This is a genomic window from Pseudomonas zeae (assembly GCF_014268485.2).
Taxonomy (GTDB): domain Bacteria; phylum Pseudomonadota; class Gammaproteobacteria; order Pseudomonadales; family Pseudomonadaceae; genus Aquipseudomonas; species Aquipseudomonas neuropathica.
The window spans coordinates 2834494-2859354 of sequence record NZ_CP077090.1 but is presented as its reverse complement, the minus strand read 5'-3'; the positions used below and the strand labels follow the sequence as shown (position 1 = coordinate 2859354).

Below are 24861 nucleotides of genomic sequence, written 5' to 3'. Positions count from 1 at the left end.
AAGCAAAGATCGTCCGATCCGTTGATCTTCAAGCCTGGGCGTCAGCTTCCGCGATCTGCGTCCACATCGCCGGGCCACCGGCGGACTTGGCAATAATTTCCAGCCGCACCAGATGCGCCGCCAGTTCCTCTTCGGTTGCACGAATGATCCGCGCTGGCTGACGATCAGCCGGCAAGCGGCGAATCTCGGTCGCCGAGTTGTCCGCGCCCTCGCCCGTGCCATTGCCGTCGGAAGCGTTGCCGGCCAGTGACAGGCTGGTCTGGCCACCGGTCATGGTCAGGTAGACGTCGGCGAGAATCTCCGAGTCGAGCAAGGCGCCGTGCAGTTCACGGCCGGAGTTGTCGACGCCATAACGTTTGCACAACGCATCGAGGCTGTTGCGCTGCCCCGGGTGACGTTCCCGAGCCATCATCAGGGTGTCGAGGATTGAGCAGTGCTGGGTGATGTCAGCGCGATCGTGCTGACCCATCAGGGCGAATTCGTTGTTGATGAAGCCAACGTCGAACGCCGCGTTGTGGATGATCAGCTGCGCGCCTTTGATGAACTCGAAGAACTCATCGGCCACTTCGGCAAAGCGCGGCTTGCCGACGAGGAATTCGTTGGTGATGCCGTGGACGCCGATGGCGCCTTCATCACTCTCGCGATCCGGCTGCAGGTAAACGTGAAAATGCCGGCCCGTCAGGCGCCGACCGATCAGTTCGACACAACCGATTTCAATGATCCGGTGACCATCGGTCACCGGCATGCCGGTGGTTTCGGTATCGAGTACAACGGATCTGGTGGCCATCAGTGTTCAGCTCTCAACGGGGCGATCTTGCAAAAAACGCGGATGTTAACACGCTCGGCGGGGTGTTTCAGTCAGACCGTGGCGCGCCCTTCGCGAGCAAGCTCGCTCCCACATTGGAATGCATTCCAATTCAGGGAAGGGCATCAGATCTGGAATGCATTTCCCTGTGGGAGCGAGCTTGCTCGTAAATGGCCGCACCACGGTTCAGAAGCGAAATCAGCTTTGCTTGTAGCCGCGCACTTCGTCAACGCCACGGTTAGCCAACTGGTCCGCCCGCTCGTTACCGTGATGGCCAATATGCCCACGCACCCATTTCCAGGTGACCTTGTGGCGGTTGACCTGCTCATCCAGCTCCTTCCAAAGATCAGCGTTTTTCACCGGCTCCTTCGCTGCGGTTTTCCAGCCGCGCTTCTTCCAGTTGGCCATCCACTCGTTGATGCCCTTCATCACGTATTGCGAGTCGGTCACCAGCAGCACTTCACAGGGGCGCTTCAAGGCTTCGAGGCCACGGATCGCGCCGAGCAGTTCCATGCGGTTGTTGGTGGTGTTGGTTTCGCCACCCCACAGTTCCTTTTCGACGCCCTTGCACACCAGCAAGGCGCCCCAGCCGCCGGGGCCGGGGTTGCCTTTGCAGGCGCCGTCAGTGAACAGCTCTACGGTGTCGACGCTTTCAACGCTTTCGCTCATGCCAATCTATCCAGAAAAATGCGTGTCTTGCCGATCACGGATCGACAATGACCGAGGCCGGGACACACCCGGCCACAAATAAAAGAAAGTTTTACGGTTCGATGCGGCGGCGGTTGACCTTGGCCATCGGCAGCGGAATCAGCTTGCCCATCGGCTCGCGCCGTTCCTGACGCAACGGTCGCAGTCCGACCACAATCTTGCGCGCGACCAGTAAATAGAAGCCGCCACCCGACAGTTGCCACTCACCGGCCTTGCGTTCCCAGCCGGCCAGACGGGCCTGCCACTTGGGTGACGCGAGCGGCGGACGATAGCACCCGAAGCGGCGTTTCTCCAGCGCGAAGCCCAGCAGATTGAGCCAGTCGGCGACCCGCGACGGCGAGATGCAGCGCGCCTGGCGCAAGGCGTCGTGGGCGAACACATGGCGCAGGCCCCAGGTGCTCCAGGGGTTGATGCCGATGATCAGCAAATGCCCACCGGGACGCACGCTGCTCGCTGCTTCACGCAGCAAACCGTGGGGCGACAGGCAGAAATCCAGACCGTGCTGCATCACCACCACATCGGCGGCATGCTCGCTCAGCGGCCAGGCCTGCTCCTCGCAGACAATCTCGACCCCGGGCAACGGTGCACCGAGGCGCACATTGCGCTGCACTTGCGGTGCCGACGGCGGGGTTTCGGCCGATGGCCCGTAGTGCACCAGATAACCGCCAAAGAAACGGCCCAACTCGTCTTCGAGCATGCGCCGCTCTTCATCGAGCAGAAATTGCCCGAGCGGGCCGGACAGCCATTCACGGGCTGCACCGATCAGGGCCAGCCAGTCAGGATCAGCCTGTGCGAACGCTTTATCACTCATCGCATTCTCCAAAGCGCCAGGAACTACTAAGATGCGCCAATGTTTTCCGCTTGGCGAATTCCGACGATGATACAGATCAGTGCCCTGCCCGCGTTCACCGACAACTACATCTGGTTGTTACAGGATCACCGCACCCAGCGCTGCGCCGTGGTCGACCCGGGCGATGCCGCGCCGGTGCAGGCGTGGCTTGCAGCGCATCCGGGCTGGGTGTTGAGCGACATCCTGATCACCCACCACCATCATGATCATGTCGGCGGCGTCGAACGCCTGAAAACGCTGAGCGGCGCAAAAGTCTACGGCCCGGCCAGCGAAAGCATCCCGGGGCGCGACGTGGCGCTCGAGGACAACGACACGGTCAGCGTGCTCGGCTGGGACTTCGACGTCTATGCGGTGCCCGGTCACACCTTGGGACACATTGCCTATTACCACCACGGCCTGCTGTTTTGCGGCGACACCCTGTTCGCCGCCGGTTGCGGTCGCCTGTTCGAGGGCACGCCGGAGCAAATGCACCACTCGCTCAGCCGCCTCGCTGCTCTACCGGAAGATACCCTGGTCTACTGCACCCATGAATACACGCTGAGCAATCTGAAGTTTGCCGCTGCCGTCGAGCCGGGCAATCCGGACATCGCCGCCCGTCTGGAAAAAGTCACTCAGCAGCGGCAAAACGGCGTCATGACCCTGCCTTCGACCCTGGCACTGGAAAAGCTCACAAACCCGTTCTTGCGTACCTGTGAAACATTAGTTACACAAAAAGTGGACGAACGGGCAGGCGCTCAAAACCGGGCGCCGAGTGAGGTATTTGCGGCTCTGCGGGCTTGGAAAGATAAGTTCTAAGCCCCCCACTACTTGGTACAAAAATTCTGAATGGTTGACCGCAGGGGGTGCGCTTTCTAGAATCGCCCGACATTTTTGCCCGGAACTTACTTCCAGCCAATGTCGTCATCCATACGTAAGTCCGTCAATTCAGACGCATTGACCCGCCTGGCGCAGGCCATCGCGGTGGCTGTGTCCGCCACGCTGGCGGGCTGTTCCAGCCATGCTCCGCAGACTGAAGCGACCCATACGCCGAACATTGCTGCGCGAGCCAAGCAGAAGCCGATCTGGCTGTCCGAAAAGCCCAGCCCACAGGTTCCCCAGGACATCTGGGAACGCATGCGCCAGGGCTTTCAGCTGCAGGAAGGTCTCGGCGTCAACCCGCGCATCGAGCAACAGCGCCTGTGGTTCGCCAGCAATCCCTCTTTCCTCGAGAACGCCGGTGAACGCGGCAGTCTCTATATTCACTACATCGTCGAACGCCTCGAAGAACGCAATATGCCGCTGGAACTGGCCCTGCTGCCAGTGATTGAAAGCGCCTACAACCCGATGGCCTATTCCCGGGCCGATGCGGTGGGTCTGTGGCAATTCATTCCGTCCACCGGGCGTTACTTCAACCTGCGTCAGACGCGCTTCTATGATGGCCGTCGCGACATCACCGCCTCGACCACCGCAGCGATGGATTACCTGACCCGCCTGCACGACATGTTCAACGGCGACTGGTTGCTGGCGCTGGCGGCGTACAACGCCGGTGAAGGCACGGTCAGCCGCGCCATCGAACGTAACGAAAAGCTCGGCCTGCCCACCGACTACTGGAACCTGCCGTTGCCGGCGGAAACCCAGGCCTACGTGCCGAAGCTGCTGGCGCTGTCGCAAGTGGTGCTGGCGCCGGAAGCCTACGGCGTGAACCTCAACCCGATCGCCAACGAACCGTACTTCCAGGTCGTCGAAATCAACCAGCGCATGGACCTGTCCAAGGTCGCTGCGGTGGCCAACATCGACGAAGACGAACTGTTCCAGCTCAACCCGGCCTTCAAGCAACGCACCACCATCGACGGCCCTCAGCATTTGCTGGTGCCGACGTCGAAGGCGCAATTGCTGACGGCCAGTTTGCAGACCATGCGTCCGGAAGAGCTGATCAGCTCGCGTTCGCTGAAACCAGTCTTCGAAGGCGCCGATCCGTCGGAAGTGGCGCAGCTCAAGCGTGCCTATCGGGTGAAGCGTGGCGACAACCTCGGTTCCATCGCCAAGGCCAACAAGGTCGAAGTCAAGGATCTGCAACGCTGGAACAAGCTGACCGGCAAGAACCTCAAGGTTGGTCAGACCCTGGTGATGCAAGACACCACCAAGCGCGCGCCGGCACGCAAATCCGGCCGGGTCAACACGGTGATTGCGGCCAACAGCAAGAGCAAAGGCAAGGACGACAGCGCGCAGCAAACCCAGTACAAGGTCAAACGCGGCGACACACTGTACGTCGTGGCCAAGCGCTTTAACGTTGAGATGCAGCATCTCAAGCGCTGGAATCCGGGTGCGGGCAAAGCACTGAAGCCTGGGCAGATGCTCACGGTTTATCAGCCGCACTGACAGAAGAGCCCCTGAGATTTCGGGGGCTTTTTTTTCGTCCGGATTTTGTGGTGTGCTTTAGATCGATCCCCCTCACCCCAGCCCTCTCCCCCACGGGGGCGAGGGGGAAAGGGAGCCGATCTCCGTGCTGTTCAAAATCCGAGTTCGACTCGGTATCGCACGTCGATGCAATTCGCCCAGACACCACAGTCAGTCCCCTCTCCCTCCGGGAGAGGGTTAGGGTGAGGGGCTTTTCAAAACGTAAGTTCGACTCGACAGTTCAGGTCGGCGCAGCTCGAAGAAACAACTCGGTCAGTCCCCTCTCCCCCCGGGAGAGGGTTAGGGTGAGGGGCTCTTTAACCCGCATCTTTTTCCTGTCCAGACAAGCTGTTACTGTACGGCCCACTAAGCCCAAGCCGCCTGGATCGGATCTGACTTGAAGCGTCCCCTCCTCCTGTTCCTGATCAGCCTGGCCTTGAGCTCAACCGCAAGCGCGACGATTACCGAAAGTCACGGTTATGCGCAGTTCGGCACGCTCAAGTACCCGGCCAGATTTACCCACTTCGACTGGGTCAACCCGCAAGCGCCCAAGGGCGGTACGTTGCGGGTGATGGCGTTCGGCACCTTCGATACGGTCAATCCGTACACGTTCAAAGGCACCAGCCCGGTGACCACCGCGAATTTCCTCCAGTACGGCATCAATGAGCTGAACGAGCCGCTAATGGTCGGCACCGGCCAGTATTCGCCGTCCGGTGACGAGCCGGCGTCGAGCTATGGTTTGATCGCGCAATCGGTGGAGTACAGCGAAGATCGCAGCTGGGTCGTCTTCAACCTGCGTCCCGAGGCGCGTTTCCACGACGGCACGCCGATCACCGCTTATGACGTGGCTTTCTCCTATCGAACGCTGCTCAAGGACGGCCATCCGCTGTACCGTACCGCGTTGCAGGAAGTGCTGCGGGTCGACATTCTCAACAAGCAGCGCATTCGCTTCGTGCTCAAGCGCTCGGGCAATCCGCTGCTGATCCTGCGCCTCGGCGAGTTGCCGGTGCTGCCGCAGCATTACTGGAAAGACCGCGACTTCAAGGCCACCACCTTCGAACCACCGTTGGGCAGCGGCCCGTATCGCATTACTTCGGTGACGCCGGGCCGGCAGTTGATCTTCGAGCGGGTCAAGGATTACTGGGGCAAGGACTTGGCGGTCAATCGCGGCAAGTACAACTTCGATCGCATGGAAGTCGAGTTTTACCGCGACAGCGACGTGGCCTTCGAAGCATTCAAGGCTGGCGAATTCGACATTTACATCGAGCATCAGGCGAAGAACTGGGCCAACGGCTACAACTTCCCCGCCATACGCCGTGGCGATGTGATCAAGGCGCAGATCCCGCATCAGATCCCGACCCAGACTCAGGGCCTGTTCATGAACACCCGCCGTGCGACGTTCTCGGACGTTAAGACCCGTGAAGCGCTGGGCCTGATGTTCGACTTCGAGTGGACCAACCGCGCACTGTTCAGCGATGCCTACAAACGCACCACCAGTTACTACCCCAACAGCGAGTTCACCACCTCCGGCCTGCCGGTCGGGCACGAATGGCTGATGCTCAAGCCGTACAAGGAACAACTGCCGGCCAAGCTGTTCACCGAGCCGTTCACCCTGCCAAAAACCGACGGACGCGGCATTCCCCGGGAAACCATGCGCAAGGCATTGGCATTGCTCGCCGAAGCCGGCTGGAAGCTCAACGGTCAGCGCCTGCAAAACGCTGACGGCCAACCGCTGCGGTTCGAGCTGCTGCTGGTCAATCCGAACCTGGAGCGCCTCTACCAGCCCTATATCGAGAACCTCAACAGCATCGGCATCGACGCGCGCCTGCGCACCGTGGATCGGGCGCAGTACAAACAGCGCCTCGATCAATTTGATTTCGACATGATCTCGATGACGCTCAACCAGACCCTCAGCCCGGGGCTTGAACAGTGGCAGTACTTCCACTCCAGTCAGGTCGGGGTCAAGGGCAGCAAGAATTACGCAGGCATTGCCAACCCGGTAGTGGATCACCTGCTCGAACAATTGCTCGCCGCGCGCACCCGCGACGAGCAGGTCGCCGCCGGCAGGGCGCTCGACCGCGTGCTGCTCTGGCAGCACTACAGCATTCCCAATTGGTACCTCAATTATCACCGTCTGGCCTACCGCAACCGGTTGGCCTTCGTCACCACGCCGCCCTACACCCTGGGCCTGAGCGCGTGGTGGCTGAAGTCTTCGGAGAAAGATCAATGAAACCGATCCGCGCCCTGCTCGTCCAGGCCAGCGGTTTGCTGTTCGCCGGGCTGGCCTTTGCCGCTCCGCAACACGCCGTGACCCTGTACAACGAGCCGCCTAAATACCCGGCCGATTTCAAACATTTCGATTACGTGAATCCTGATGCGCCCAAGGGCGGCATCTTCCGTCAGGCCGGTTTCGGCGGCTTTGACAGCCTCAACCCGTTTATCAGCAAAGGCGTGCCGGCCGACGATGTCGGGCAGATCTACGACACCTTGACCAAACACAGCCTCGACGAACCGTTCACCGAATACGGCTTGATCGCCCGGCAGATCGAAAGAGCTCCGGACAACAGCTGGGTGCGTTTCTACCTGCGCCCCGAAGCGCGCTTCCACGACGGCCACCCGGTACGCGCCGAGGACGTGGTGTTCAGCTTCAACACGCTCACAAAAGAAGGCTCTCCACTGTTTCGCGGCTATTACAGCGACGTTTCCGAGGTAATCGCCGAAGATCCGCTGAAAGTGCTCTTCAAGTTCAAGCACACCAATAACCGCGAACTGCCGCTGATCCTCGGCCAGTTACCGGTGCTGCCCAAGCACTGGTGGGCCGATCGCGACTTCACCAAGGGCAACCTGGAGATTCCGCTGGGCAGCGGCCCTTACAAGGTCGCCGAAGTGAAGGCCGGACGTTCAGTGCGTTACGAGCGGGTCAAGGATTACTGGGGCAAGGACCTGCCGGTCAACCGTGGCTTCTACAACTTCGACACGATGACCACCGATTACTACCGCGACAACACCGTCGCCCTTGAGGCGCTGAAGGCCGGACAATTCGATTACTGGCTGGAAATGACCGCAAAGAACTGGGCCAACGCCTACAACATCCCGGCGGTTACCGAAGGCCGTTTGATCAAGGAACAGATCGCCAACAGCAACCCGACCGGCATGCAGGGCTTCGTCTTCAACCTGCGTCGCCCGGTGTTTCAGGATGTGCGGGTGCGTCAGGCACTCGGTCTGCTGTTCGATTTCGAGTGGACCAACAAACAACTGTTCAACAGCGCCTACTTCCGCACCCGCAGCTATTTCGAAAACTCGGAAATGGCCGCCACCGGCCTGCCCGACGCCGATCAACGGGCGATCCTCGAGCCGTTCCGCAGCAAACTGCCGGCGCAGGTGTTCAGCGAAGCGTTCGAGAATCCGAAGACCGATGCCAGCGGCATGATCCGCGCGCAGCAGCGCGAGGCCTACCAACTGCTGCAAGAGGCCGGCTGGAAGATCGTCGACGACAAAATGGTCGACGCCACGGGCAAACCGGTGGTGATCGAGTTCCTGCTCGCGCAGACCGAATTCGAACGCGTACTGCTGCCGTTCAAGCGCAACCTCAGCGACCTTGGCATCGATCTGGTAATCCGCCGCGTAGACGTTTCGCAGTACATCAACCGCGTGCGTTCGCGGGACTTCGACATGATGGTCGGCAGCTTCCCGCAATCCAACTCACCGGGTAACGAACAGCGCGAATTCTGGATGAGCGCCGCTGCCGACAAACCGAGCAGCCGCAACACCATCGGCCTGAAGGATCCGATTGTCGATCAACTGGTCGAAAACCTGATCAACGCCGACTCACGCAAAAGCCTGGTGGCCCACGCCCGCGCACTGGATCGCGTGCTGCAATGGGGTTACTACGTGGTGCCGAACTGGCACATCAAGACCTGGCGCGTGGCGTACTGGAACCACATCGGTCACCCGAAAGTCTCGCCCAAGTACGACATCGGGATTAATACCTGGTGGGTCAAGCCCGACGCAAAACCGGCAATAGAAGTCGAAACCAAACTGCAAGCCGACCCTGTGGGCACGGAGTAATCAGATGCTGGCGTATATTTTTCGGCGACTGCTGCTGATCATCCCGACCCTGTTCGGCATTCTGCTGATCAACTTCGTGATCATCCAGGCCGCGCCCGGTGGCCCGGTGGAACAGATGATCGCCAAGCTCGAAGGCTTCGAAGGCGCCACCAGCCGGATTGCCGGCGGCGGTGCCGAGGTGTCGGTGGCCGGCTCGTCCTATCGCGGCGCGCAGGGTCTGGACCCAGCGCTGATCAAGGAAATCGAACACATGTACGGGTTCGACAAATCGGCCCCGGAACGTCTGTGGATCATGGTCAAGAACTACGCGCAGCTGGATTTCGGCGACAGTTTCTTCCGCGACGCCAAGGTCATCGACCTGATCAAGGAAAAGATGCCGGTGTCGATCTCGCTGGGGCTGTGGAGCACGCTGATCATGTACCTGGTGTCGATCCCGTTGGGGATCGCCAAAGCAACCCGGCACGGCAGCCATTTCGACGTGTGGACCAGTTCGGCGATCATCGTCGGCTATGCGATCCCGGCGTTTCTCTTCGCGATCCTGCTGATCGTGGTGTTTGCCGGCGGCAGTTATCTCGACTGGTTCCCGCTAAGGGGCCTGACCTCAAACAACTTCGATGAACTGAGCTTCGGCGGCAAGATCCTCGATTACTTCTGGCACCTGGCGCTGCCGGTGACCGCACTGGTGATCGGCAACTTCGCGACCATGACCCTGCTGACCAAAAACAGCTTCCTCGATGAGATCAACAAACAGTACGTGGTCACCGCCAAGGCCAAAGGCCTGACGCGTCATCGCGTGTTGTACGGCCATGTGTTCCGCAACGCCATGCTGCTGGTGATTGCCGGATTCCCGTCGGCGTTCATCGGCATCTTCTTCACAGGATCCTTGCTGGTGGAAGTGATCTTCTCCCTCGACGGCCTCGGCCTGATGAGTTTCGAAGCGGCGATCAACCGCGATTACCCGGTGGTGTTCGGGACCCTGTTCATCTTCACCCTGCTGGGGCTGGTGGTAAAACTGATCGGCGACCTCACCTACACCCTGGTCGATCCGCGCATCGACTTCGAAAGCCGGGAGCATTGAGATGAACCTGTCCCCTCTCAACCGCCGCCGCTTCGAACTGTTCAAGGCCAACAAGCGTGGCTGGTGGTCGCTGTGGCTGTTTCTGGTGCTGTTCGGCCTGAGCCTGGGCGCCGAGCTGATCGCCAACGACAAGCCGCTGGTGGTGCATTACGACAACAACTGGTACTTCCCGGCGATCAAGCGCTACCCGGAAACCACCTTCGGCGGCGAATTTCCGCTGGAAGCCAACTACAAGAGCCCGTACATCCGCGAACTGCTCAAGGCCAAGGAAGCGTGGGTGTTGTGGGCGCCGATTCCCTACAGCTACCAGAGCATCAACTACGACCTGAAAGTCCCGGCCCCGGCGCCACCGTCGGCGGACAACCTGCTGGGTACTGACGATCAGGGTCGCGACGTGCTGGCGCGGGTGATCTACGGTTTCCGCATTTCGGTGCTGTTCGCGCTGACGTTGACCGTGCTGAGTTCGATCATCGGCGTGATTGCCGGTGCTTTGCAGGGTTTCTATGGCGGCTGGGTCGATCTGGCCGGGCAGCGATTTCTGGAAATCTGGTCAGGGCTGCCGGTGCTGTACTTGCTGATCATTCTCGCCAGTTTCGTCCAGCCGAATTTCTGGTGGCTGCTGGGGATCATGCTGCTGTTCTCGTGGATGAGCCTGGTCGACGTGGTGCGCGCCGAGTTCCTCCGTGGCCGCAACCTCGAATACGTGCGCGCAGCAAGAGCGCTGGGCATGCAGAACGGCGCGATCATGTTCCGCCACATCCTGCCCAACGCGATGGTCTCGACCATGACCTTCATGCCGTTCATCCTCACCGGCGCCATCGGCACCCTCACCGCTTTGGACTTCCTCGGTTTCGGCTTGCCGGCCGGCAGTCCGTCGCTGGGTGAACTGGTCGCCCAGGGCAAATCCAACCTGCAAGCGCCGTGGCTGGGCATGAGTGCCTTTGCCGTGCTGGCGTTGATGTTGAGTTTGCTGGTGTTTATCGGCGAGTCCGCTCGCGATGCCTTCGACCCGAGGAAGTGAAATGAATCAGGACAATCTGATCGAAGTGCGCGACCTCGCCGTCGAATTCGGTTTCGGCGAGCGTGTGCACCGGGTCGTCGAAGGCGTGAGTTTCGACATCAAACGCGGCGAAACCCTGGCGCTGGTCGGCGAATCCGGCTCGGGCAAATCGGTCACCGCGCACTCGATCCTGCGCCTGCTGCCCTACCCGATGGCCCGCCATCCGGCCGGCAGCATCAACTATGCCGGGCAAAACCTGCTGGGCCTGAGCGAGAAGACGATTCGCCACATTCGTGGTAATCGCATCGCGATGATCTTTCAGGAGCCGATGACCTCGCTGAATCCGCTGCATTCGATCGAGAAGCAGATCAACGAAGTGCTCGGCATCCACAAGGGCCTGACCGGCAAAGTCGCGACCAAGCGTACGCTGGAGCTTCTGGACATGGTCGGCATCCCCGAGCCGCACAAGCGTCTCAAGGCCCTGCCCCACGAACTGTCCGGTGGCCAGCGCCAGCGTGTGATGATCGCCATGGCCCTGGCCAACGAGCCGGAATTGTTGATTGCCGACGAACCGACCACTGCGCTGGATGTGACCGTTCAGCTGAAAATCCTCGATTTGCTCAAGGAATTACAGGCCAGATTGGGCATGTCGTTGTTACTGATCAGTCACGATTTGAACCTGGTGCGAAGAATTGCGCATCGCGTATGTGTCATGCAGCGCGGTTGCATCGTCGAACAGGCATCGTGCGCAGAGCTGTTCCGTTCGCCGCAGCATCCGTACACTCGGGAATTGCTCGGCGCGGAGCCCAGCGGAGGCCCGGCGAGCAATAAAATCGGCGCGCCGCTGCTTGAGGTCGAGGATTTGAAAGTCTGGTTCCCGATCAAGAAAGGCCTGCTCAAGCGCACGGTGGATCACGTCAAGGCAGTGGATGGCATCAATTTCAGCCTGCCGCAGGGTCAGACCCTGGGGATCGTGGGGGAAAGCGGTTCCGGCAAATCCACGCTGGGTCTGGCGATTTTGCGGCTAATTGGCAGCAAAGGCGCGATCCGCTTTGAAGGCAAGCAGCTAGACTGCCTGACGCAGAACGAGGTTCGCCCGTTGCGTCGGGAGATGCAGGTGGTGTTTCAGGACCCGTTTGGCAGCCTGAGCCCGCGCATGTGTGTCAGCGATATCGTTGGCGAAGGCCTGCGGATTCACAAGATGGGCACCGCTGAGGAACAAGAGGCGGCGATTATTGCGGCATTGAAGGAGGTAGGTCTGGATCCGGAAACCCGGCACCGCTACCCCCACGAATTTTCCGGTGGGCAACGGCAGCGAATCGCCATTGCCCGGGCTTTGGTGTTGAAGCCGGCGCTGATCCTTTTGGACGAGCCGACGTCGGCACTCGACCGGACGGTGCAGCGGCAAGTGGTGGAGCTGTTGCGTTCACTGCAAGCCAAGTACAACCTGACGTATTTGTTTATCAGCCATGATTTGGCTGTCGTCAAAGCGCTGAGCCACCAGTTGATGGTGGTCAAGCATGGCCAAGTGGTCGAACAGGGAGACGCGCAAAGTATTTTTGCCGCCCCCCAACATCCGTATACACAGCAGTTGCTGGAAGCCGCTTTTTTGGCACCAGCCACTGCGCAATAACCTGAAAGAGGAGCAACACATGGGTTTTCTCGCCGGTAAGCGCGTACTGATCGTCGGTGTCGCCAGCAAGCTGTCCATCGCATCCGGCATCGCTGCCGCCATGCATCGCGAGGGCGCTGAGCTTGCCTTCACTTATCAGAACGACAAACTGAAAGGTCGTGTTGAAGAATTCGCCCAAGGCTGGGGTTCGAGCCCTGAGCTGTGCTTCCCGTGCGATGTGGCCAGCGATGAAGAAATCGCCAAGGTCTTCGAAGCACTGAGCAAGAAGTGGGACGGCCTGGACTGCATCGTTCACTCCGTTGGCTTCGCTCCGGGCGACCAACTGGACGGCGACTTCACCGAAGCCACCACCCGTGACGGTTTCCGCATCGCGCACGACATCAGCGCCTACAGCTTCGTGGCCCTGGCCAAAGCCGGCCGCGAAATGATGAAAGGCCGCAACGGCAGCCTGCTGACCCTGTCGTACCTGGGCGCTGAGCGCACCATGCCGAACTACAACGTAATGGGCATGGCCAAGGCTTCGCTGGAAGCTGGCGTACGTTACCTGGCCGGCTCCCTGGGCCCGGACGGCACCCGCGTCAACTGCGTATCGGCTGGCCCGATCCGTACCCTGGCAGCCTCGGGCATCAAGAACTTCCGCAAGATGCTGGCCGCCAACGAAGCGCAAACCCCGCTGCGTCGCAACGTCACCATCGACGAAGTAGGCAACGCCGGCGCCTTCCTGTGCTCCGACCTGGCGTCGGGCATCAGCGGCGAAATCATGTACGTGGACGGCGGCTTCAACACCACCGCCATGGGCAACATCGAAGAGTGATCTTCGCCTAGCCAATAAAAAACCCGCCGATCTGGCGGGTTTTTTTATGCCTGCAACACTGTCCCCTGTGGGAGCGAGCTTGCTCGCGAAAGCGTCCATTCAGTCAACTGATCATGGCCTGATCCAGCGCTTTCGCGAGCAGGCTCGCTCCCACATGGATTTGTGGTGAATCGGGATTTTGAGAACACCCGCCCCCCCCCTGTGGGAGCGAGCCTGCTCGCGAAAGCGGTGTGTCAGTCTCCGGAGATAATGCCTGTGCCGGCCTCTTCGCGAGCAGGCTCGCTCCCACATGGATTTGTGGTGAACCGGGATTTTGAGAACACCCGCCCCCCCTGTAGGAGTGAGCCTGCTCGCGAAGACGGTGTGTCAGTCACCGGAGATAATGCCTGTGCCGGCCTCTTCGCGAGCAAGCTCGCTCCCACATGGACTTGTGGTGAATCGGGATTTTGAGAACACCCGCCCCCCCTGTAGGAGTGAGCCTGCTCGCGAAGACGGTGTGTCAGTCACCGGAGATAATGCCTGTGCCGGCCTCTTCGCGAGCAGGCTCGCTCCCACATGGATTTGTGGTGAACCGGGATTTTGAGAACACCCGCCCCCCCCCTGTAGGAGTGAGCCTGCTCGCGAAGACGGTGTGTCAGTCACCGGAGATAATGCCTGTGCCGGCCTCTTCGCGAGCAAGCTCGCTCCCACATGGATTTGTGGTGAACCGGGATTTTGAGAACACCCGCCCCCCCTGTAGGAGTGAGCCTGCTCGCGAAGACGGTGTGTCAGTCACCGGAGATAATGCCTGTGCCGGCCGCTTCGCGAGCAGGCTCGCTCCCACATGGATTTGTGGTGAACCGGGATTTTGAGAACACCCGCCCCCCCCTGTAGGAGTGAGCCTGCTCGCGAAGACGGTGTGTCAGTCACCGGAGATAATGCCTGTGCCGGCCTCTTCGCGGGCAGGCTCACTCCTACAAGCGATCTGCGGTGCATTCGCTAACAACGCTTCAAGGCCTGCTTGTGCACATACATCGCGCTATCGGCATCCGCCAGCAGCCGATCCACGGTCTCATGGCGCTTGGCGTCATATTCGATCTGACCCACGCTAAAGCGAATCGCATAGCCCCGGTGCAACGTGGCATTGCGCTCTTCGAGAATATCCTTGAGCCGCGCCATGATCGCCGTCGTTTCAATATGGCTGGAGCCGGTCAGCAACGCGACGAACTCATCCCCGCCCAGGCGCCCGACCACATCACTCTCGCGAAAGGCGATGCGCAGCACGTCGGCAAAGGTTTTCAGCGCACTGTCACCCTCGGCATGCCCATACAGATCGTTGATCTGCTTGAAGTCATTGAGGTCGAAAAACAGCAAGGTTGCCGGCCGTTCCAGCCGTGCGCAGGCGTCCAGTGCATGCTGCGCCAGTTGTTTGAAACCACGGCGATTGGACAGCAACGTCAACTCATCCATGCTCGCGATCTGCACAGCGGCCAACTCTTGCTCGGCCATTTCCGCCAGATCACGCAACAACGCGCGCTCTTCCTCGTCGAGGTCGCGGGGCTTGGTGTCGATCAGGCACAGCGTGCCCATTTTATTGCCATTGGGCACGGTCAGCGGGTAACCGGCGTAGAAGCGAATGTTCGGCGCGCCTGTCACCAACGGGTTGTCATGGAAGCGCACATCCTCGCGGGCGTCCGGCACCAACAGCAGGCCGTCGTTAAGAATCGCATGGCCGCAGAACGAGACATCCCTCGGTGTCTCGCTGACATCCAGGCCCACGCACGACTTGAACCACTGCCGATTGGTGTCGACCAGCGTCACCAGTGCAATCGGCACATTGAACAGGCGTTTCGCCAACCGCGTCAGTCGGTCGAAACGTTCTTCAGGGGCGGAATCGAGCAGCTCAAGACCGTGCAACGCTTGAACGCGCGCCGTTTCATTCGCAGGTTTTCCTGGAACCAGCATCAGCACACTCCATTGGCAACAATGCTTCCAAGCGTAGCGCTAATTTGGCAATGGCTCACATTTGCGCCACCGGGCATGGCCCGCCCGCATCGGCCCAGAGCTTGAATTGCGTGACAAAAATATCGTGCGGTACTGGCACCGGCGCGCGCCCTGCCCCGGGATTCCAGCCCCACAGCACCAATTTGTCTTCGCTGACGTGCTTGATCAGTGCAGCAAAATCGCGATCGCCATTGCTCGAACGGTCCTTGATCATCGCGCATAGCTTGTCCGGCGGCAGGCCGATCCAGGCCATTTTGTGCGACGCCGGCGGCAGGCTCCAGTGCGGCGCACCCGGTGGTGCATGCGGGCCGTAACTGGCCGGCGGATTGTTTTCCGCGTGGCAGGTCGCGCAAGGCAAACCTGCCGCGCCCTTGCCGTCCATGCCGCGCACCACGTTCATCGCATGGGGAATGCCGGCGTCGAACTGCAACGGCGAATCACCGGGAATGTGGCAGTTCTGGCAACGCGGGCTCTGGAAGACTTTCTGTACCGTGGTGAAGGCTTTCAAGGCTTCCTGATCATCGGCAAACAGGTCCGAGGCATAACCGCCCAGCCCCAGTAGAACCACCGTGCCCAACACTAGATGTCGTTTCATCTCACACCCCCGACAGTTGCAGCGGCAACTCGCGCAGGCGTTGCCCGGTCAGGGCGAACACCGCGTTGGCCACGGCTGGCGCGGTCGGCGGTACACCGGCCTCGCCGATGCCGCCGGGTTTGTCGCTGCTGGGCACGATGTGCACTTCCACCACCGGCATCTCGTTGAGCCGCAGCACCTGATAATCGTGATAGTTGGACTGCACCACCGCGCCGTCCTTGAGCGTCAGCTTGCTGTGCAGCGCCATGCCCAGACCGAAAGTGATGCACGATTCCATCTGCGCCGCGATGCTCTGCGGGTTCACCGCAATCCCGCAGTCCACCGCACAGACCACGCGATGCACGCGAATTGCCAGATTGTCCTGCGACACCTCGGCGACCTGCGCCACGTAGCTGCCGAACGACTCGTGCACCGCCACGCCCAGCGCATGGCCGTCCGGCAACGGGGCTTTCCAGTTGGCCTTTTCCACCGCTAGATTGAGCACGCCCAGATGCCGAGGATGATCCTTGAGCAAGGTGCGTCGGTACTCCACCGGATCCTTGCCCGCCGCCGTGGCCATTTCATCGATCAGCGATTCCATGACAAAACCGGTATGGCTATGGCCCACCGAGCGCAGCCACAACACATTGATGCCCGTTTGCGGCGAATGCAGATCAACCTGGTGATTAGCCAGGCCTTTGACGTAAGGGCTGTCGTAAACGCCTTCGACCGAGGTCGGGTCGATGCCGTTTTTGACCATCGTCGCCTCCATCAACGTGCCGGTCATGATCGACTGACCGACGAGCACGTGCTGCCAGCTCGACGGCAAGCCATCAGCACCGAGGCCGATCTTCGCCTGATGCAGAAACATCGAGCGGTAGTACCCGCCGCGAATATCGTCTTCGCGCGACCACACGGTTTTCACCGGCATGGCGGCGGCTTTAGCCACTTGCACCGCCTCGGCGACGAAGTCTGAAGTCGGGTTGGCCCGGCGCCCAAAACCACCGCCAAGGAATTCGGTGTGGATTTCGACTTGCTCGGGTTTCAGCCCGGTGATCTTGCCAGCGACCATTTGATCCAGCGTCTGGAATTGTGTGCCGGTCCAGATTTCGCATTTCTCGGCGCTGATTTTCACCGTGCAATTGAGCGGTTCCATCGGCGCATGAGCCAGATAAGGCACGCTGTATTCGACATCGATCTTCTTCGCCGCTTTGCCAAAACTGCCCTTGGCATCACCGGCCTGACTGGCTGACGTGCCTTGCGTGGCGGCCAGTTTGCGGAAACTCGCCAGCAATTTCTCGCTGCTCAGATCGGCATGCGGACCCAGATCCCAATCGACCTTCAGCGCATCACGCCCCAGTTTCGCCGCCCAGTAATGCTCGGCAATCACCGCCACGCCCGTCGGTACCTGCACCACTTTGTGTACGCCCGGCACCGCCAGCGCTTCAGCGCCTTCGAAAGATTTAACAGTGGCACCGAATACCGGTGGGCGCGCGACCATTGCGGTCATCAAGCCTTCAAACTGCACGTCCATGCCGAACTTGGCGCGGCCGGTGATTTTCTCCGGTGTGTCGAGGCGTTTGGTCGGTTTGCCAATGACTTTCCAGTCCTTGGCTTCCTTGAAGGTAATCGACTTCGGATCCGGCACCGGCAGTTGCCCGGCGGCATCCGCCAGCTCGCCATAAGTTGCACGTTTGTCACCGGCAATCACCACGCCCGATTCAGTGCGAATGGCCGATGGTGCCACCTCGAAGCGTTTCGCCGCCGCCTCAACCAGCATCTGCCGCGCGGTCGCGCCTGCCAGTCGATAGCGGTCAAATTCCATCCACGTCGACGTCGAGCCGCCGGTAATCTGCATGCCGCCAAAACCTGGCATGCCGTAATCCGCCGCCGACGCGGGTGAGTGCTCGACGCGGATCTTCGACCAATCGGCGTCCAGCTCTTCGGCAATCAACATGGTCAGGCCGGTCCAGATGCCTTGGCCCATCTCCGAATGCCCCAGCAAAACGGTGACGCTGTTGTCTGCTGCGATGCGCAAAAACGCATTCGGCGCGAAAACCTTGCCTTCATTCTCGGCCGCATAGGCAAACTTGTGGCCGCCAGGGACGACAAACGCCACCACCAGACCGCCGCCCAACACGGCGCTGCCCTTGAGAAAACCCCGACGCGATACAGGACTGTTCATCGCCTATCTCCCACAGATTGAATCAGCCGATTTCCGATGCACGCTTAACCGCTGCGCGAATGCGGGGATAGGTGCCGCAACGGCAGATATTGCCGGAGAGCGCCTGATCGATATCGCTGTCGGTGGGTTTGGGGATTTTCGCCAGCAGTGCCGCCGCAGACATGATCTGCCCCGACTGGCAGTAACCGCACTGCACCACGTCGAGTTCGGCCCAGGCTTGCTGCACCGGGTGCGAACCGTCGGTGGACAGCCCTTCGATGGTAAGGATTTTCTGGCCATGGGCTACGGCGGTCGCGGGCGTAATGCAGGCGCGCAACGGCGCCCCGTCAACGTGCACGGTGCAGGCCCCGCACTGGGCCATGCCGCAGCCGAATTTGGTACCGGTCAGGTGCGCAACATCGCGCAGGACCCAGAGCAACGGCATGTCCGCAGGGACATCGAGCTCCTGATCCTTGCCATTGATATTCAAGGTCAGCATCGGGGAAATTCCTCAGACTCACGGTGTTCTGAAGGGGCGCCGCTGTGGCCAGCAAAGCCTACGCGCGCCTCGGCTTATCCCTTTCAGCAAAGCCTAATTTGCGTACGAAGCCAGACGTTGCGACCACCGGTCATGCAGATGTCGACTTTAATCCTACAGTTGATAACGGCTCGCACTGAGCCTGCACTGTAGAAAACTCGTCATGAGCGAAACCGGTCCGCGATCACCGCGCGGGTTATCCATCAGATTGGTCTGGAGTTGCGAACATGGGATTTGTCACCAGCAAAGACGGCGTCGAGATTTTCTACAAGGACTGGGGCCCGAAAGACGCGCCAGTGATCCACTTCCACCACGGCTGGCCGCTGAGTTCCGATGATTGGGATGCGCAGATGCTGTTCTTCCTGGGCAAAGGCTTTCGGGTGGTTGCCCATGATCGCCGTGGGCATGGGCGTTCGAGTCAGGTCTGGGATGGCCACGATATGGATCATTACGCCGACGATACGCTGGCGGTGGTCAATCATCTGGGTCTGAAGAACGTCGTGCACGTCGGCCACTCGACCGGTGGCGGTGAGGTCATCCATTACATTGCCCGGCATGGTCAGGCCAACGTCGCCAAAGGTGTGCTGATCAGTGCGGTGCCACCGTTGATGGTGCAGACCGAGAGCAATCCGGGTGGGCTGCCGAAATCGGTGTTCGATGATTTTCAGGCGCAACTGGCGGCGAACCGGGCGCAGTTCTATCGGGACATTCCGACGGGGCCGTTTTATGGCTACAACCGGCCGGGCGCCACGCCATCGGAAGGGATTATTGCCAACTGGTGGCGTCAGGGCATGATTGGTGGGGCGAAGGCGCATTACGACGGGATCGTCGCGTTTTCACAGACGGATTTCACCGAGGACTTGAAGAAGGTCACCGTGCCGGTGCTGGTGATGCATGGCGAGGATGATCAGATTGTGCCGTATGCGGATTCGGGGCCGTTGTCGGCCAAATTGCTGCCCAATGGCACGCTGAAGTCTTATCCGGGATTCCCGCACGGGATGCCGACGACGGAGGCCGAGACGATTAACGCCGATCTGCTGGCGTTTATTCGCGGTGAAGATCTGTAAGTTTATGCACTGCACCCTGTGGGAGCGAGCTTGCTCGCGAAAGCGTCATTACTTTCAATATTGATGTCGACTCACACGACGCCTTCGCGAGCAAGCTCGCTCCCACAGGGACTATGTGACATGCCAAAAATCCTCACTCCATTCCAAGTCCCAGAAGTTTTCTGCCCCCTCTACTCCTCTGTACGCTCCGTGCTCTCGCGATCACGCTCGTAGTGGTGAGCCAGTGGCAGCGCCGGCAGCCACGACTCGCGGCGGATGGTCCAGAGTTCGTAGGTGGGTTTGAACTGATTAGGCTCATCCAGCGATCCGACGTTGACCTCTACTTCATCTGCCGAACGCGTGAACACCGGAGAGCCGCAGCGCGGGCAGAAAAAGCGCCCGTTGTAGTCGCGGGTTTCGCCAGTGACTTTCAGCGCATCCTCGGGAAATATGGCCGAGGTGCTGAACAGCGCGCCGTGGCGTTTGCGGCAGTCGAGGCAGTGGCAGATGCCGACTCGGTAGGGCTGACCCGTCATTTCGAAACGGACATCGCCGCACAGGCAACCGCCGGTCAATCGATCCATGTCACACCTCCTCTGCTCGACCTCGAATTACAGATCGTCCAAATCGGGAAAGGCAATCCTGCCCAACGTCCAAGGACCAACAATCTGGCAATGCACATTGCGCAGAAATGAGCCCCACTCGCTTCGGTTATGGGCATCCGGGCCGGTGACTGTCAGTAACAGATATTCATCCCGAAACGCGTCATAGGCATAGATCAGCCAAAAGTCATTATCAGCATCGTCAACCAATACAGTGCGGTAATACTGACGATTTATTTTTGCCCATCGAGCTTGCAGTGACGAAGTACTGGCAAGGTGGATATGGTGCATATCGGTCAAGTCGAGTCGTTCGTCACGCCCGAAAATCCCGGGTAATTCACCGCACACCTTGTAGTTATAAAAATGTGCAGCGAAGTTTTGCCAGTTAGTGATTTGTTCAAAAAGCGCAGAAATCTTGATGGCTGGCATTCAGGCCTACCTTGTAATAGGTAGCCTGCCAGTGATCACAAATTTATCGAACACTTTCTGCCCATCACGCGCGGCTTGCCGAACATCAAGGAACGTCAGCTCATCACGGACTTCCTTTTTGTTAGGTTTGTCGGTCTTTCTGGTGGTGGCCATCGGAGCCTCCGAAGGATGTGTATTCATGCTGACCAGCTTAAGTGATTAAGTTTTGACCGGCAAACGATAGGATCTTGTTTCAAGGCAGACAAGTCGGCGGATTCTTGCAGATCTGTAGGTCATTACACCCAAAATTGTAGTCCGTAAAACTCCTGAATTTAGACCTCATTGCTCGGCAATGCTCATTGGTAAACGTCATCCGGTTATCGCGTTTAAAGCACACAAACCGTTACGCCATCCTCCCTACAACACCTTGCGTCGTTACCTACGCGTACGCCAGAATCCGCCGGCTTACACGGCTATGGGCCGGGCTATATCGTTTGCCTGTCACTGCAAAACAGTGATCGGGTTTGGTAGCCCGTCTGTAATAGCCGTGTGACAACACCCTGTGCTGTCTCTTTGTGGAGGCTCAGTTCAATGGTAGTCATGCGTGGGGCTCACTCGTGAGCGCCGGGTTCCTATTGCAGCCGGTCTACCAACCCGCGTATGGCCACCACCCACTCGTTTGGTAGCGAGAGTGATGGCTCCTTAAACTGCGATAGGAGTTTCATCCATGTTCAAAATCACGCCCAACCCACCGATCACCGACCCAATCCCTCACGACCCCGCGCTCAACCCGCAAAAGGTCAAAGAGGCAACCGACCGCGCCCTCGACTACTACCTGCGACCCGAAGCACTGGGCGCTCCGCCAAGCTCGCCCCCGTTTCGCCCGGTCTATCTGGTCGACCCCACGCTGGATGAAGAAACCCTGTTGGTCGAAGCCTGTGAGTCGCTTTCCTACGCCCACTCCATGGCCGGTAACATCGCCAACTCAATAGGCGGCCCGGAGCGCAAACCGCTGCTGGCGCTGCAACAGGTGATCATGCTGAACGAGCTGTTGGTCAACCGACTGCTGGACAAGCTGCGCGTACCGCAATAATCACCAGACCGAATAAGTGAGGGGTTACCCCTCACTTTCGCGTTTGCCCCCCTCTGTCGATTAATGAACAGAACTCATCAAGCCATCCCGATTTACCCGTCTAGTCCTCACCAGCCACCTCGCTTACTGTTCTCCCCACGCCCAACGGGAGATCGACATGCACAAGCGCACACTCGGCAACCGTTCACTCGAAGTATCCGCCCTCGGCCTTGGCTGCATGGGCCTGAACCATGGTTATGGCCCGACCACGGATACTCAGGACATCGCAGCACCGCAGTGGACGGAGCCCTCCACGATGACCACTGACACACGCAGCAGCGCTGCCCTCCCCGCACTCATGGCGTTCTGCCTGAGCGTTGGGTCGATGTTCAGCGCTACCACTCAAGCAGCCGAGACACCGCAATCCATGACTACTCCGCAAACCACCGCACAAGCCCTGTCGAGTAAACAACAGACGATTCCACTGATGGCCGCGTTCATGGCGACCAGCGACATGCCCAATCTCAACTCGACGCTCAACCAGGCACTCGACGCCGGCCTGACCATCAGCGAAACCCGGGAAATTCTCGTGCAGCTCTACGCCTATGTGGGTTTCCCGCGCAGCCTCAATGCCTTGAACGAGCTGATGACCGTGGTGCAGGCACGCAAACAACGCGGCATCGAAGATGCGCCGGGGCGTGAGCCGGGCCGGGCGATTCCAGTTGGGGATGAACTGCTGGCCAGCGGCACCGCAAATCAAACGAAAATTTCGGGCGCCCCGGTCAAAGGCCCGGTGTTCGAGTTCGCCCCGGTTATCAACCGGTTCCTGCAAACCCACCTGTTCGGCGATATCTTCGAGCGCGACAACCTTGACTGGCAAAGCCGTGAACTGGCGACTGTCGGGGCCCTGGCAGCGACGCCGGGCGTGGAATCGCAACTGCGCGCACATATGGCGGCAAGCCTGCGCGTCGGGCTCAGCGCGGCACAGTTGGCCGAGGTCACTGAGCTGCTGAAAAAGCACGGTGATGCGCAAACCGCCGAACGTGCAGATGCAGCGCTCAAAGAGGCTTTGGCGGCTTCGAAAAAATGACCGGAAAATGGACCTGATATCGATTTCTCAAAGAAATCGGCGTTCGGAGTTGTGTGGGTGCGCTGATCTACAAACCCTGGCTTGCGATCAGCGTCCATACTGTGGTTTTTCAGAAGTCGGGACACCGCCATGCCCTCCCCCGAATCCAGCCTTTTGCAGAGCTGGCAAGACAACGCTGATGCCTGGATCGACGTGATCCGCAGCGGCGCCATTGAAAGCCGCCAGCAGGTCACCGATCAGGCAATTCTGTTGGCGATCATGGGCCGGCAGCCGCAGCGTGTGCTCGACCTCGGCTGCGGCGAAGGCTGGATGTTGCGGGCGCTGGCGGATCGCGGGATTGAGGCAGTCGGTGTGGATGGCGATGCGCGGCTTATTGAAGCGGCGCGTTTGGCGGGGGCGGCGCGGGTGCATGTCGCCTCTTATGAAATCCTGGTCGATGGCAAGATCGACATCGGTCGCGACTATGACCTGATCTGCGCCAATTTTTCATTGCTGCATCAGGACATCATTCCGTTGCTTGCGGCGATGAATACGCTGCTTGTTCCCGGCGGGGTTTTAGTCATTCAGACACTGCATCCGTGGGCTGTGGCGGCTGGGGATTATCAGGATGGCTGGCGCGAAGAATCCTTCGCCGGGTTCAAGGGCCAGTGGCAGCCGATGCCGTGGTATTTCCGCACGTTATCGAGTTGGCTGAATGCGCTGGATATGGCCGGGTTCCAACTCGTCAGCCTGCAAGAGCCACAACACCCACAAAGTCCGCTGCCGCAGTCATTGCTGATGGTTGCCGAGCGCCGCTGACTTCCAGAACACCGCTGATCATTGTAGGAGTGAGCCTGCTCGCGATAGCGGTATTTCAGGCAATACAAGTGCAGACTGTCCCGACGCCATCGCGAGCAGGCTCACTCCTACAGGGTTTTGCGTTGACAACATATCCAAGTAATCCCACAGGAATTACGCGGTTTGCCGGATCACCTGTGGACCACGGATGCGGTACTGCGCCAGCAGGCGCATGACGTAGCCGATCTTGATCAGGGTCGGGCCGAGGATGGTCAGCGAATGCATCGCCACCAGCAGCGCAATCGGCATGTGGCCGTTGTAGAGATACGCGCCGTAGATGCCGGCCAGCAACATGAGCAGACCAGCAACGAGGATTTTGCTCGAAAGGTGCAGAACGTTCAGCGGGCTTTCAAAGAACGTGAACATGGTGGCGTACTCCTGAGTGGTTCGTGTAGATAAGTTGAGTACATCAAGTCTCGTGCCAGATTTTCAATTCAATGAAATCAGTTAGTTGCACGATAACGAGTCAATTTGACACAAACCGGACGCAGTCAATTCGACCCGAAACCTTGTCATTACGACTACAGCAAGGCACGAAAGGAAACGCCGATCTGCGGCTCGGTGTCTCAGTCGTCGGGATTTCCAATGCTCGGCAATTGTCGATCTACGGCATCGGCAATCGACCAAGGACTGACTACGCTGTAAATCCTGCGTGTCTAACCTGCCGAGGATGACTGCCATGCAACGCTTTCAAAAGCTCACGCCCTGCCTGTGGTTCGACGATCAGGCCGAAGCCGCCGCGAAGTTCTATTGCTCGATCTTCGATCACTCGAAAATCACCGGCCTGACCCACTACAGCAAGGTCGGCCAGGAATTTCACGGCAAGCCGGAAGGTGCGGTGATGACCGTCAGTTTCGAACTCGATGGCCAGACCTTCACCGGCCTCAACGGTGGGCCGATGTTCAAGTTCAGCGAGGCGATTTCATTTCAGGTCAATTGTCAGAATCAGGAAGAAGTCGACCATTTCTGGGGCCGTCTGTCCGAGGGTGGCCCTGTCGAAGCCCAGCAATGCGGCTGGCTCAAGGACAAGTTCGGCGTGTCGTGGCAGATCGTGCCGGTGGCGTTCATGCAGATGATGCTGGATGCCGACACCAGCAAATCGCAGCGAGCGATGCAGGCCATGTTCACGATGAAAAAACTCGACATTGCCGAACTCGAACGGGCCTTTGCCGGCCAGAGCTAATACACTGGCGCCCTGGCCTGCCGGGAATAACA

At 59.5% G+C, this 24861-nt stretch carries 23 protein-coding genes; 13 read left to right on the top strand and 10 right to left on the bottom strand.

All coding sequences use genetic code 11. The features are described 5' to 3' along the window. Positions 1 to 28: 28 nt before the first annotated feature. From dnaQ to HU754_RS12665, 3 genes are all read right to left on the bottom strand, one after another. Complete coding sequence (gene dnaQ, locus HU754_RS12675; protein ID WP_093430720.1) at positions 29 to 787, bottom strand: DNA polymerase III subunit epsilon; 759 nt, start codon at positions 785 to 787, stop codon at positions 29 to 31. A 216-nt stretch (positions 788 to 1003) separates the two neighbouring features. Next, a complete protein-coding gene (gene rnhA / locus HU754_RS12670) occupies positions 1004 to 1474 on the bottom strand; it encodes a ribonuclease HI (RefSeq protein WP_093430719.1) in 471 nt (156 codons plus the stop codon). Between the two features lie 91 nt (positions 1475 to 1565). Beyond that, entirely contained in the window at positions 1566 to 2324 is a 759-nt protein-coding gene (locus HU754_RS12665; RefSeq protein ID WP_186624345.1) for a class I SAM-dependent methyltransferase, read from the bottom strand. Between the two features lie 66 nt (positions 2325 to 2390). Here HU754_RS12665 and gloB point away from each other — a divergent pair, with 66 nt between their 5' ends. The 8 genes from gloB (at position 2391) to fabI (ending at position 13332) form a co-directional block, all read left to right on the top strand. Further along, positions 2391 to 3158, top strand: a complete 768-nt coding sequence (gene gloB, locus HU754_RS12660; RefSeq protein WP_186624344.1) for a hydroxyacylglutathione hydrolase — start codon at positions 2391 to 2393, stop codon at positions 3156 to 3158. Between the two features lie 99 nt (positions 3159 to 3257). Then, positions 3258 to 4721, top strand: a complete 1464-nt coding sequence (locus tag HU754_RS12655) for a transglycosylase SLT domain-containing protein (protein ID WP_186624343.1) — start codon at positions 3258 to 3260, stop codon at positions 4719 to 4721. A 415-nt stretch (positions 4722 to 5136) separates the two neighbouring features. Continuing rightward, the gene (locus HU754_RS12650) at positions 5137 to 6969 is read left to right on the top strand and encodes an extracellular solute-binding protein (protein WP_186624342.1); all 1833 of its coding nucleotides are present in this window, start codon (positions 5137 to 5139) and stop codon (positions 6967 to 6969) included. After that, entirely contained in the window at positions 6966 to 8807 is a 1842-nt protein-coding gene (locus HU754_RS12645) for an extracellular solute-binding protein (RefSeq protein WP_186624341.1), read from the top strand. The genes HU754_RS12650 and HU754_RS12645 overlap by 4 nt, the downstream gene beginning before the upstream one ends. A 4-nt stretch (positions 8808 to 8811) precedes the next feature. Next, positions 8812 to 9885 carry a microcin C ABC transporter permease YejB gene (locus HU754_RS12640; protein WP_007910584.1) on the top strand — a complete coding sequence of 358 codons (1074 nt, stop codon included), beginning with the start codon at positions 8812 to 8814 and terminating at the stop codon, positions 9883 to 9885. A 1-nt stretch (position 9886) separates the two neighbouring features. Further along, on the top strand, positions 9887 to 10906 hold the full coding sequence (locus HU754_RS12635; protein WP_186624340.1) for an ABC transporter permease: 1020 nt from the start codon (positions 9887 to 9889) through the stop codon (positions 10904 to 10906). Position 10907: 1 nt separating this feature from the next. Beyond that, a complete protein-coding gene (locus HU754_RS12630) occupies positions 10908 to 12518 on the top strand; it encodes an ABC transporter ATP-binding protein (protein WP_095047910.1) in 1611 nt (536 codons plus the stop codon). Positions 12519 to 12537: 19 nt separating this feature from the next. Next, a complete protein-coding gene (gene fabI, locus HU754_RS12625; RefSeq protein ID WP_007910591.1) occupies positions 12538 to 13332 on the top strand; it encodes an enoyl-ACP reductase FabI in 795 nt (264 codons plus the stop codon). Positions 13333 to 14310: 978 nt separating this feature from the next. Here the strand turns inward: fabI and HU754_RS12620 are convergent. From HU754_RS12620 to HU754_RS12605, 4 genes are read right to left on the bottom strand one after another with little or no spacing between them, the layout of a single operon-like run. Beyond that, complete coding sequence (locus tag HU754_RS12620; RefSeq protein ID WP_099756513.1) at positions 14311 to 15276, bottom strand: GGDEF domain-containing protein; 966 nt, start codon at positions 15274 to 15276, stop codon at positions 14311 to 14313. Between the two features lie 55 nt (positions 15277 to 15331). Next, the gene (locus tag HU754_RS12615) at positions 15332 to 15910 is read right to left on the bottom strand and encodes a hypothetical protein (protein WP_099756514.1); all 579 of its coding nucleotides are present in this window, start codon (positions 15908 to 15910) and stop codon (positions 15332 to 15334) included. 1 nt (position 15911) lies between these two features. After that, on the bottom strand, positions 15912 to 18074 hold the full coding sequence (locus HU754_RS12610) for a xanthine dehydrogenase family protein molybdopterin-binding subunit (protein ID WP_186625481.1): 2163 nt from the start codon (positions 18072 to 18074) through the stop codon (positions 15912 to 15914). Positions 18075 to 18096: 22 nt separating this feature from the next. Next, on the bottom strand, positions 18097 to 18552 hold the full coding sequence (locus tag HU754_RS12605; protein WP_003224136.1) for a (2Fe-2S)-binding protein: 456 nt from the start codon (positions 18550 to 18552) through the stop codon (positions 18097 to 18099). Positions 18553 to 18818: 266 nt separating this feature from the next. Between HU754_RS12605 and HU754_RS12600 the strand changes: the two genes are divergently transcribed. After that, positions 18819 to 19658, top strand: a complete 840-nt coding sequence (locus HU754_RS12600) for an alpha/beta fold hydrolase (protein WP_180699112.1) — start codon at positions 18819 to 18821, stop codon at positions 19656 to 19658. A 170-nt stretch (positions 19659 to 19828) separates the two neighbouring features. On the opposite strand, the gene HU754_RS12595 is transcribed toward HU754_RS12600, so the two are convergent. Both HU754_RS12595 and HU754_RS12590 read right to left on the bottom strand, forming a co-directional pair. Further along, positions 19829 to 20221, bottom strand: coding sequence for a GFA family protein (locus tag HU754_RS12595; RefSeq protein ID WP_186625479.1), 393 nt, complete (start codon positions 20219 to 20221; stop codon positions 19829 to 19831). Between the two features lie 27 nt (positions 20222 to 20248). Next, positions 20249 to 20668: a type II toxin-antitoxin system YafO family toxin gene (locus HU754_RS12590; protein ID WP_093442506.1), complete on the bottom strand. Its 420-nt coding sequence runs from the start codon at positions 20666 to 20668 to the stop codon at positions 20249 to 20251. Between the two features lie 706 nt (positions 20669 to 21374). Between HU754_RS12590 and HU754_RS12585 the strand changes: the two genes are divergently transcribed. From HU754_RS12585 to HU754_RS12570, 3 genes are all read left to right on the top strand, one after another. Beyond that, positions 21375 to 21740 (top strand): DUF6124 family protein, encoded by a 366-nt coding sequence (locus HU754_RS12585; RefSeq protein ID WP_016982909.1) that lies wholly within the window; start codon positions 21375 to 21377, stop codon positions 21738 to 21740. A 157-nt stretch (positions 21741 to 21897) separates the two neighbouring features. Continuing rightward, positions 21898 to 22809: a carboxymuconolactone decarboxylase family protein gene (locus HU754_RS12575; RefSeq protein ID WP_225919977.1), complete on the top strand. Its 912-nt coding sequence runs from the start codon at positions 21898 to 21900 to the stop codon at positions 22807 to 22809. Between the two features lie 129 nt (positions 22810 to 22938). After that, a complete protein-coding gene (locus HU754_RS12570) occupies positions 22939 to 23607 on the top strand; it encodes a class I SAM-dependent methyltransferase (protein WP_186625477.1) in 669 nt (222 codons plus the stop codon). A gap of 153 nt (positions 23608 to 23760) precedes the next feature. Here the strand turns inward: HU754_RS12570 and HU754_RS12565 are convergent, their stop codons facing one another. Beyond that, entirely contained in the window at positions 23761 to 24012 is a 252-nt protein-coding gene (locus HU754_RS12565; RefSeq protein ID WP_186625475.1) for a transmembrane sensor/regulator PpyR, read from the bottom strand. A 313-nt stretch (positions 24013 to 24325) separates the two neighbouring features. On the opposite strand from HU754_RS12565, the gene HU754_RS12560 reads away from it, so the two are divergent. Then, positions 24326 to 24829 carry a VOC family protein gene (locus HU754_RS12560; RefSeq protein ID WP_186625473.1) on the top strand — a complete coding sequence of 168 codons (504 nt, stop codon included), beginning with the start codon at positions 24326 to 24328 and terminating at the stop codon, positions 24827 to 24829. Positions 24830 to 24861: the final 32 nt, after the last annotated feature.

What these genes read in the sequence shown, in the direction of transcription:
- HU754_RS12600 (WP_180699112.1), top strand. Translation starts at nt 18,819, where the DNA reads ATGGGATTTGTCACCAGCAAAGACGGCGTCGAGATTTTCTACAAGGAC.
- HU754_RS12610 (WP_186625481.1), bottom strand. Translation starts at nt 18,074, where the DNA reads ATGAACAGTCCTGTATCGCGTCGGGGTTTTCTCAAGGGCAGCGCCGTG.
- fabI (WP_007910591.1), top strand. Translation starts at nt 12,538, where the DNA reads ATGGGTTTTCTCGCCGGTAAGCGCGTACTGATCGTCGGTGTCGCCAGC.
- HU754_RS12630 (WP_095047910.1), top strand. Translation starts at nt 10,908, where the DNA reads ATGAATCAGGACAATCTGATCGAAGTGCGCGACCTCGCCGTCGAATTC.
- HU754_RS12645 (WP_186624341.1), top strand. Translation starts at nt 6,966, where the DNA reads ATGAAACCGATCCGCGCCCTGCTCGTCCAGGCCAGCGGTTTGCTGTTC.
- HU754_RS12590 (WP_093442506.1), bottom strand. Translation starts at nt 20,668, where the DNA reads ATGCCAGCCATCAAGATTTCTGCGCTTTTTGAACAAATCACTAACTGG.
- HU754_RS12620 (WP_099756513.1), bottom strand. Translation starts at nt 15,276, where the DNA reads ATGCTGGTTCCAGGAAAACCTGCGAATGAAACGGCGCGCGTTCAAGCG.
- HU754_RS12635 (WP_186624340.1), top strand. Translation starts at nt 9,887, where the DNA reads ATGAACCTGTCCCCTCTCAACCGCCGCCGCTTCGAACTGTTCAAGGCC.
- gloB (WP_186624344.1), top strand. Translation starts at nt 2,391, where the DNA reads ATGATACAGATCAGTGCCCTGCCCGCGTTCACCGACAACTACATCTGG.
- HU754_RS12655 (WP_186624343.1), top strand. Translation starts at nt 3,258, where the DNA reads ATGTCGTCATCCATACGTAAGTCCGTCAATTCAGACGCATTGACCCGC.
- HU754_RS12595 (WP_186625479.1), bottom strand. Translation starts at nt 20,221, where the DNA reads ATGGATCGATTGACCGGCGGTTGCCTGTGCGGCGATGTCCGTTTCGAA.
- HU754_RS12665 (WP_186624345.1), bottom strand. Translation starts at nt 2,324, where the DNA reads ATGAGTGATAAAGCGTTCGCACAGGCTGATCCTGACTGGCTGGCCCTG.
- dnaQ (WP_093430720.1), bottom strand. Translation starts at nt 787, where the DNA reads ATGGCCACCAGATCCGTTGTACTCGATACCGAAACCACCGGCATGCCG.
- HU754_RS12575 (WP_225919977.1), top strand. Translation starts at nt 21,898, where the DNA reads ATGCACAAGCGCACACTCGGCAACCGTTCACTCGAAGTATCCGCCCTC.
- HU754_RS12605 (WP_003224136.1), bottom strand. Translation starts at nt 18,552, where the DNA reads ATGCTGACCTTGAATATCAATGGCAAGGATCAGGAGCTCGATGTCCCT.
- HU754_RS12560 (WP_186625473.1), top strand. Translation starts at nt 24,326, where the DNA reads ATGCAACGCTTTCAAAAGCTCACGCCCTGCCTGTGGTTCGACGATCAG.
- HU754_RS12615 (WP_099756514.1), bottom strand. Translation starts at nt 15,910, where the DNA reads ATGAAACGACATCTAGTGTTGGGCACGGTGGTTCTACTGGGGCTGGGC.
- HU754_RS12565 (WP_186625475.1), bottom strand. Translation starts at nt 24,012, where the DNA reads ATGTTCACGTTCTTTGAAAGCCCGCTGAACGTTCTGCACCTTTCGAGC.
- rnhA (WP_093430719.1), bottom strand. Translation starts at nt 1,474, where the DNA reads ATGAGCGAAAGCGTTGAAAGCGTCGACACCGTAGAGCTGTTCACTGAC.
- HU754_RS12585 (WP_016982909.1), top strand. Translation starts at nt 21,375, where the DNA reads ATGTTCAAAATCACGCCCAACCCACCGATCACCGACCCAATCCCTCAC.
- HU754_RS12570 (WP_186625477.1), top strand. Translation starts at nt 22,939, where the DNA reads ATGCCCTCCCCCGAATCCAGCCTTTTGCAGAGCTGGCAAGACAACGCT.
- HU754_RS12640 (WP_007910584.1), top strand. Translation starts at nt 8,812, where the DNA reads ATGCTGGCGTATATTTTTCGGCGACTGCTGCTGATCATCCCGACCCTG.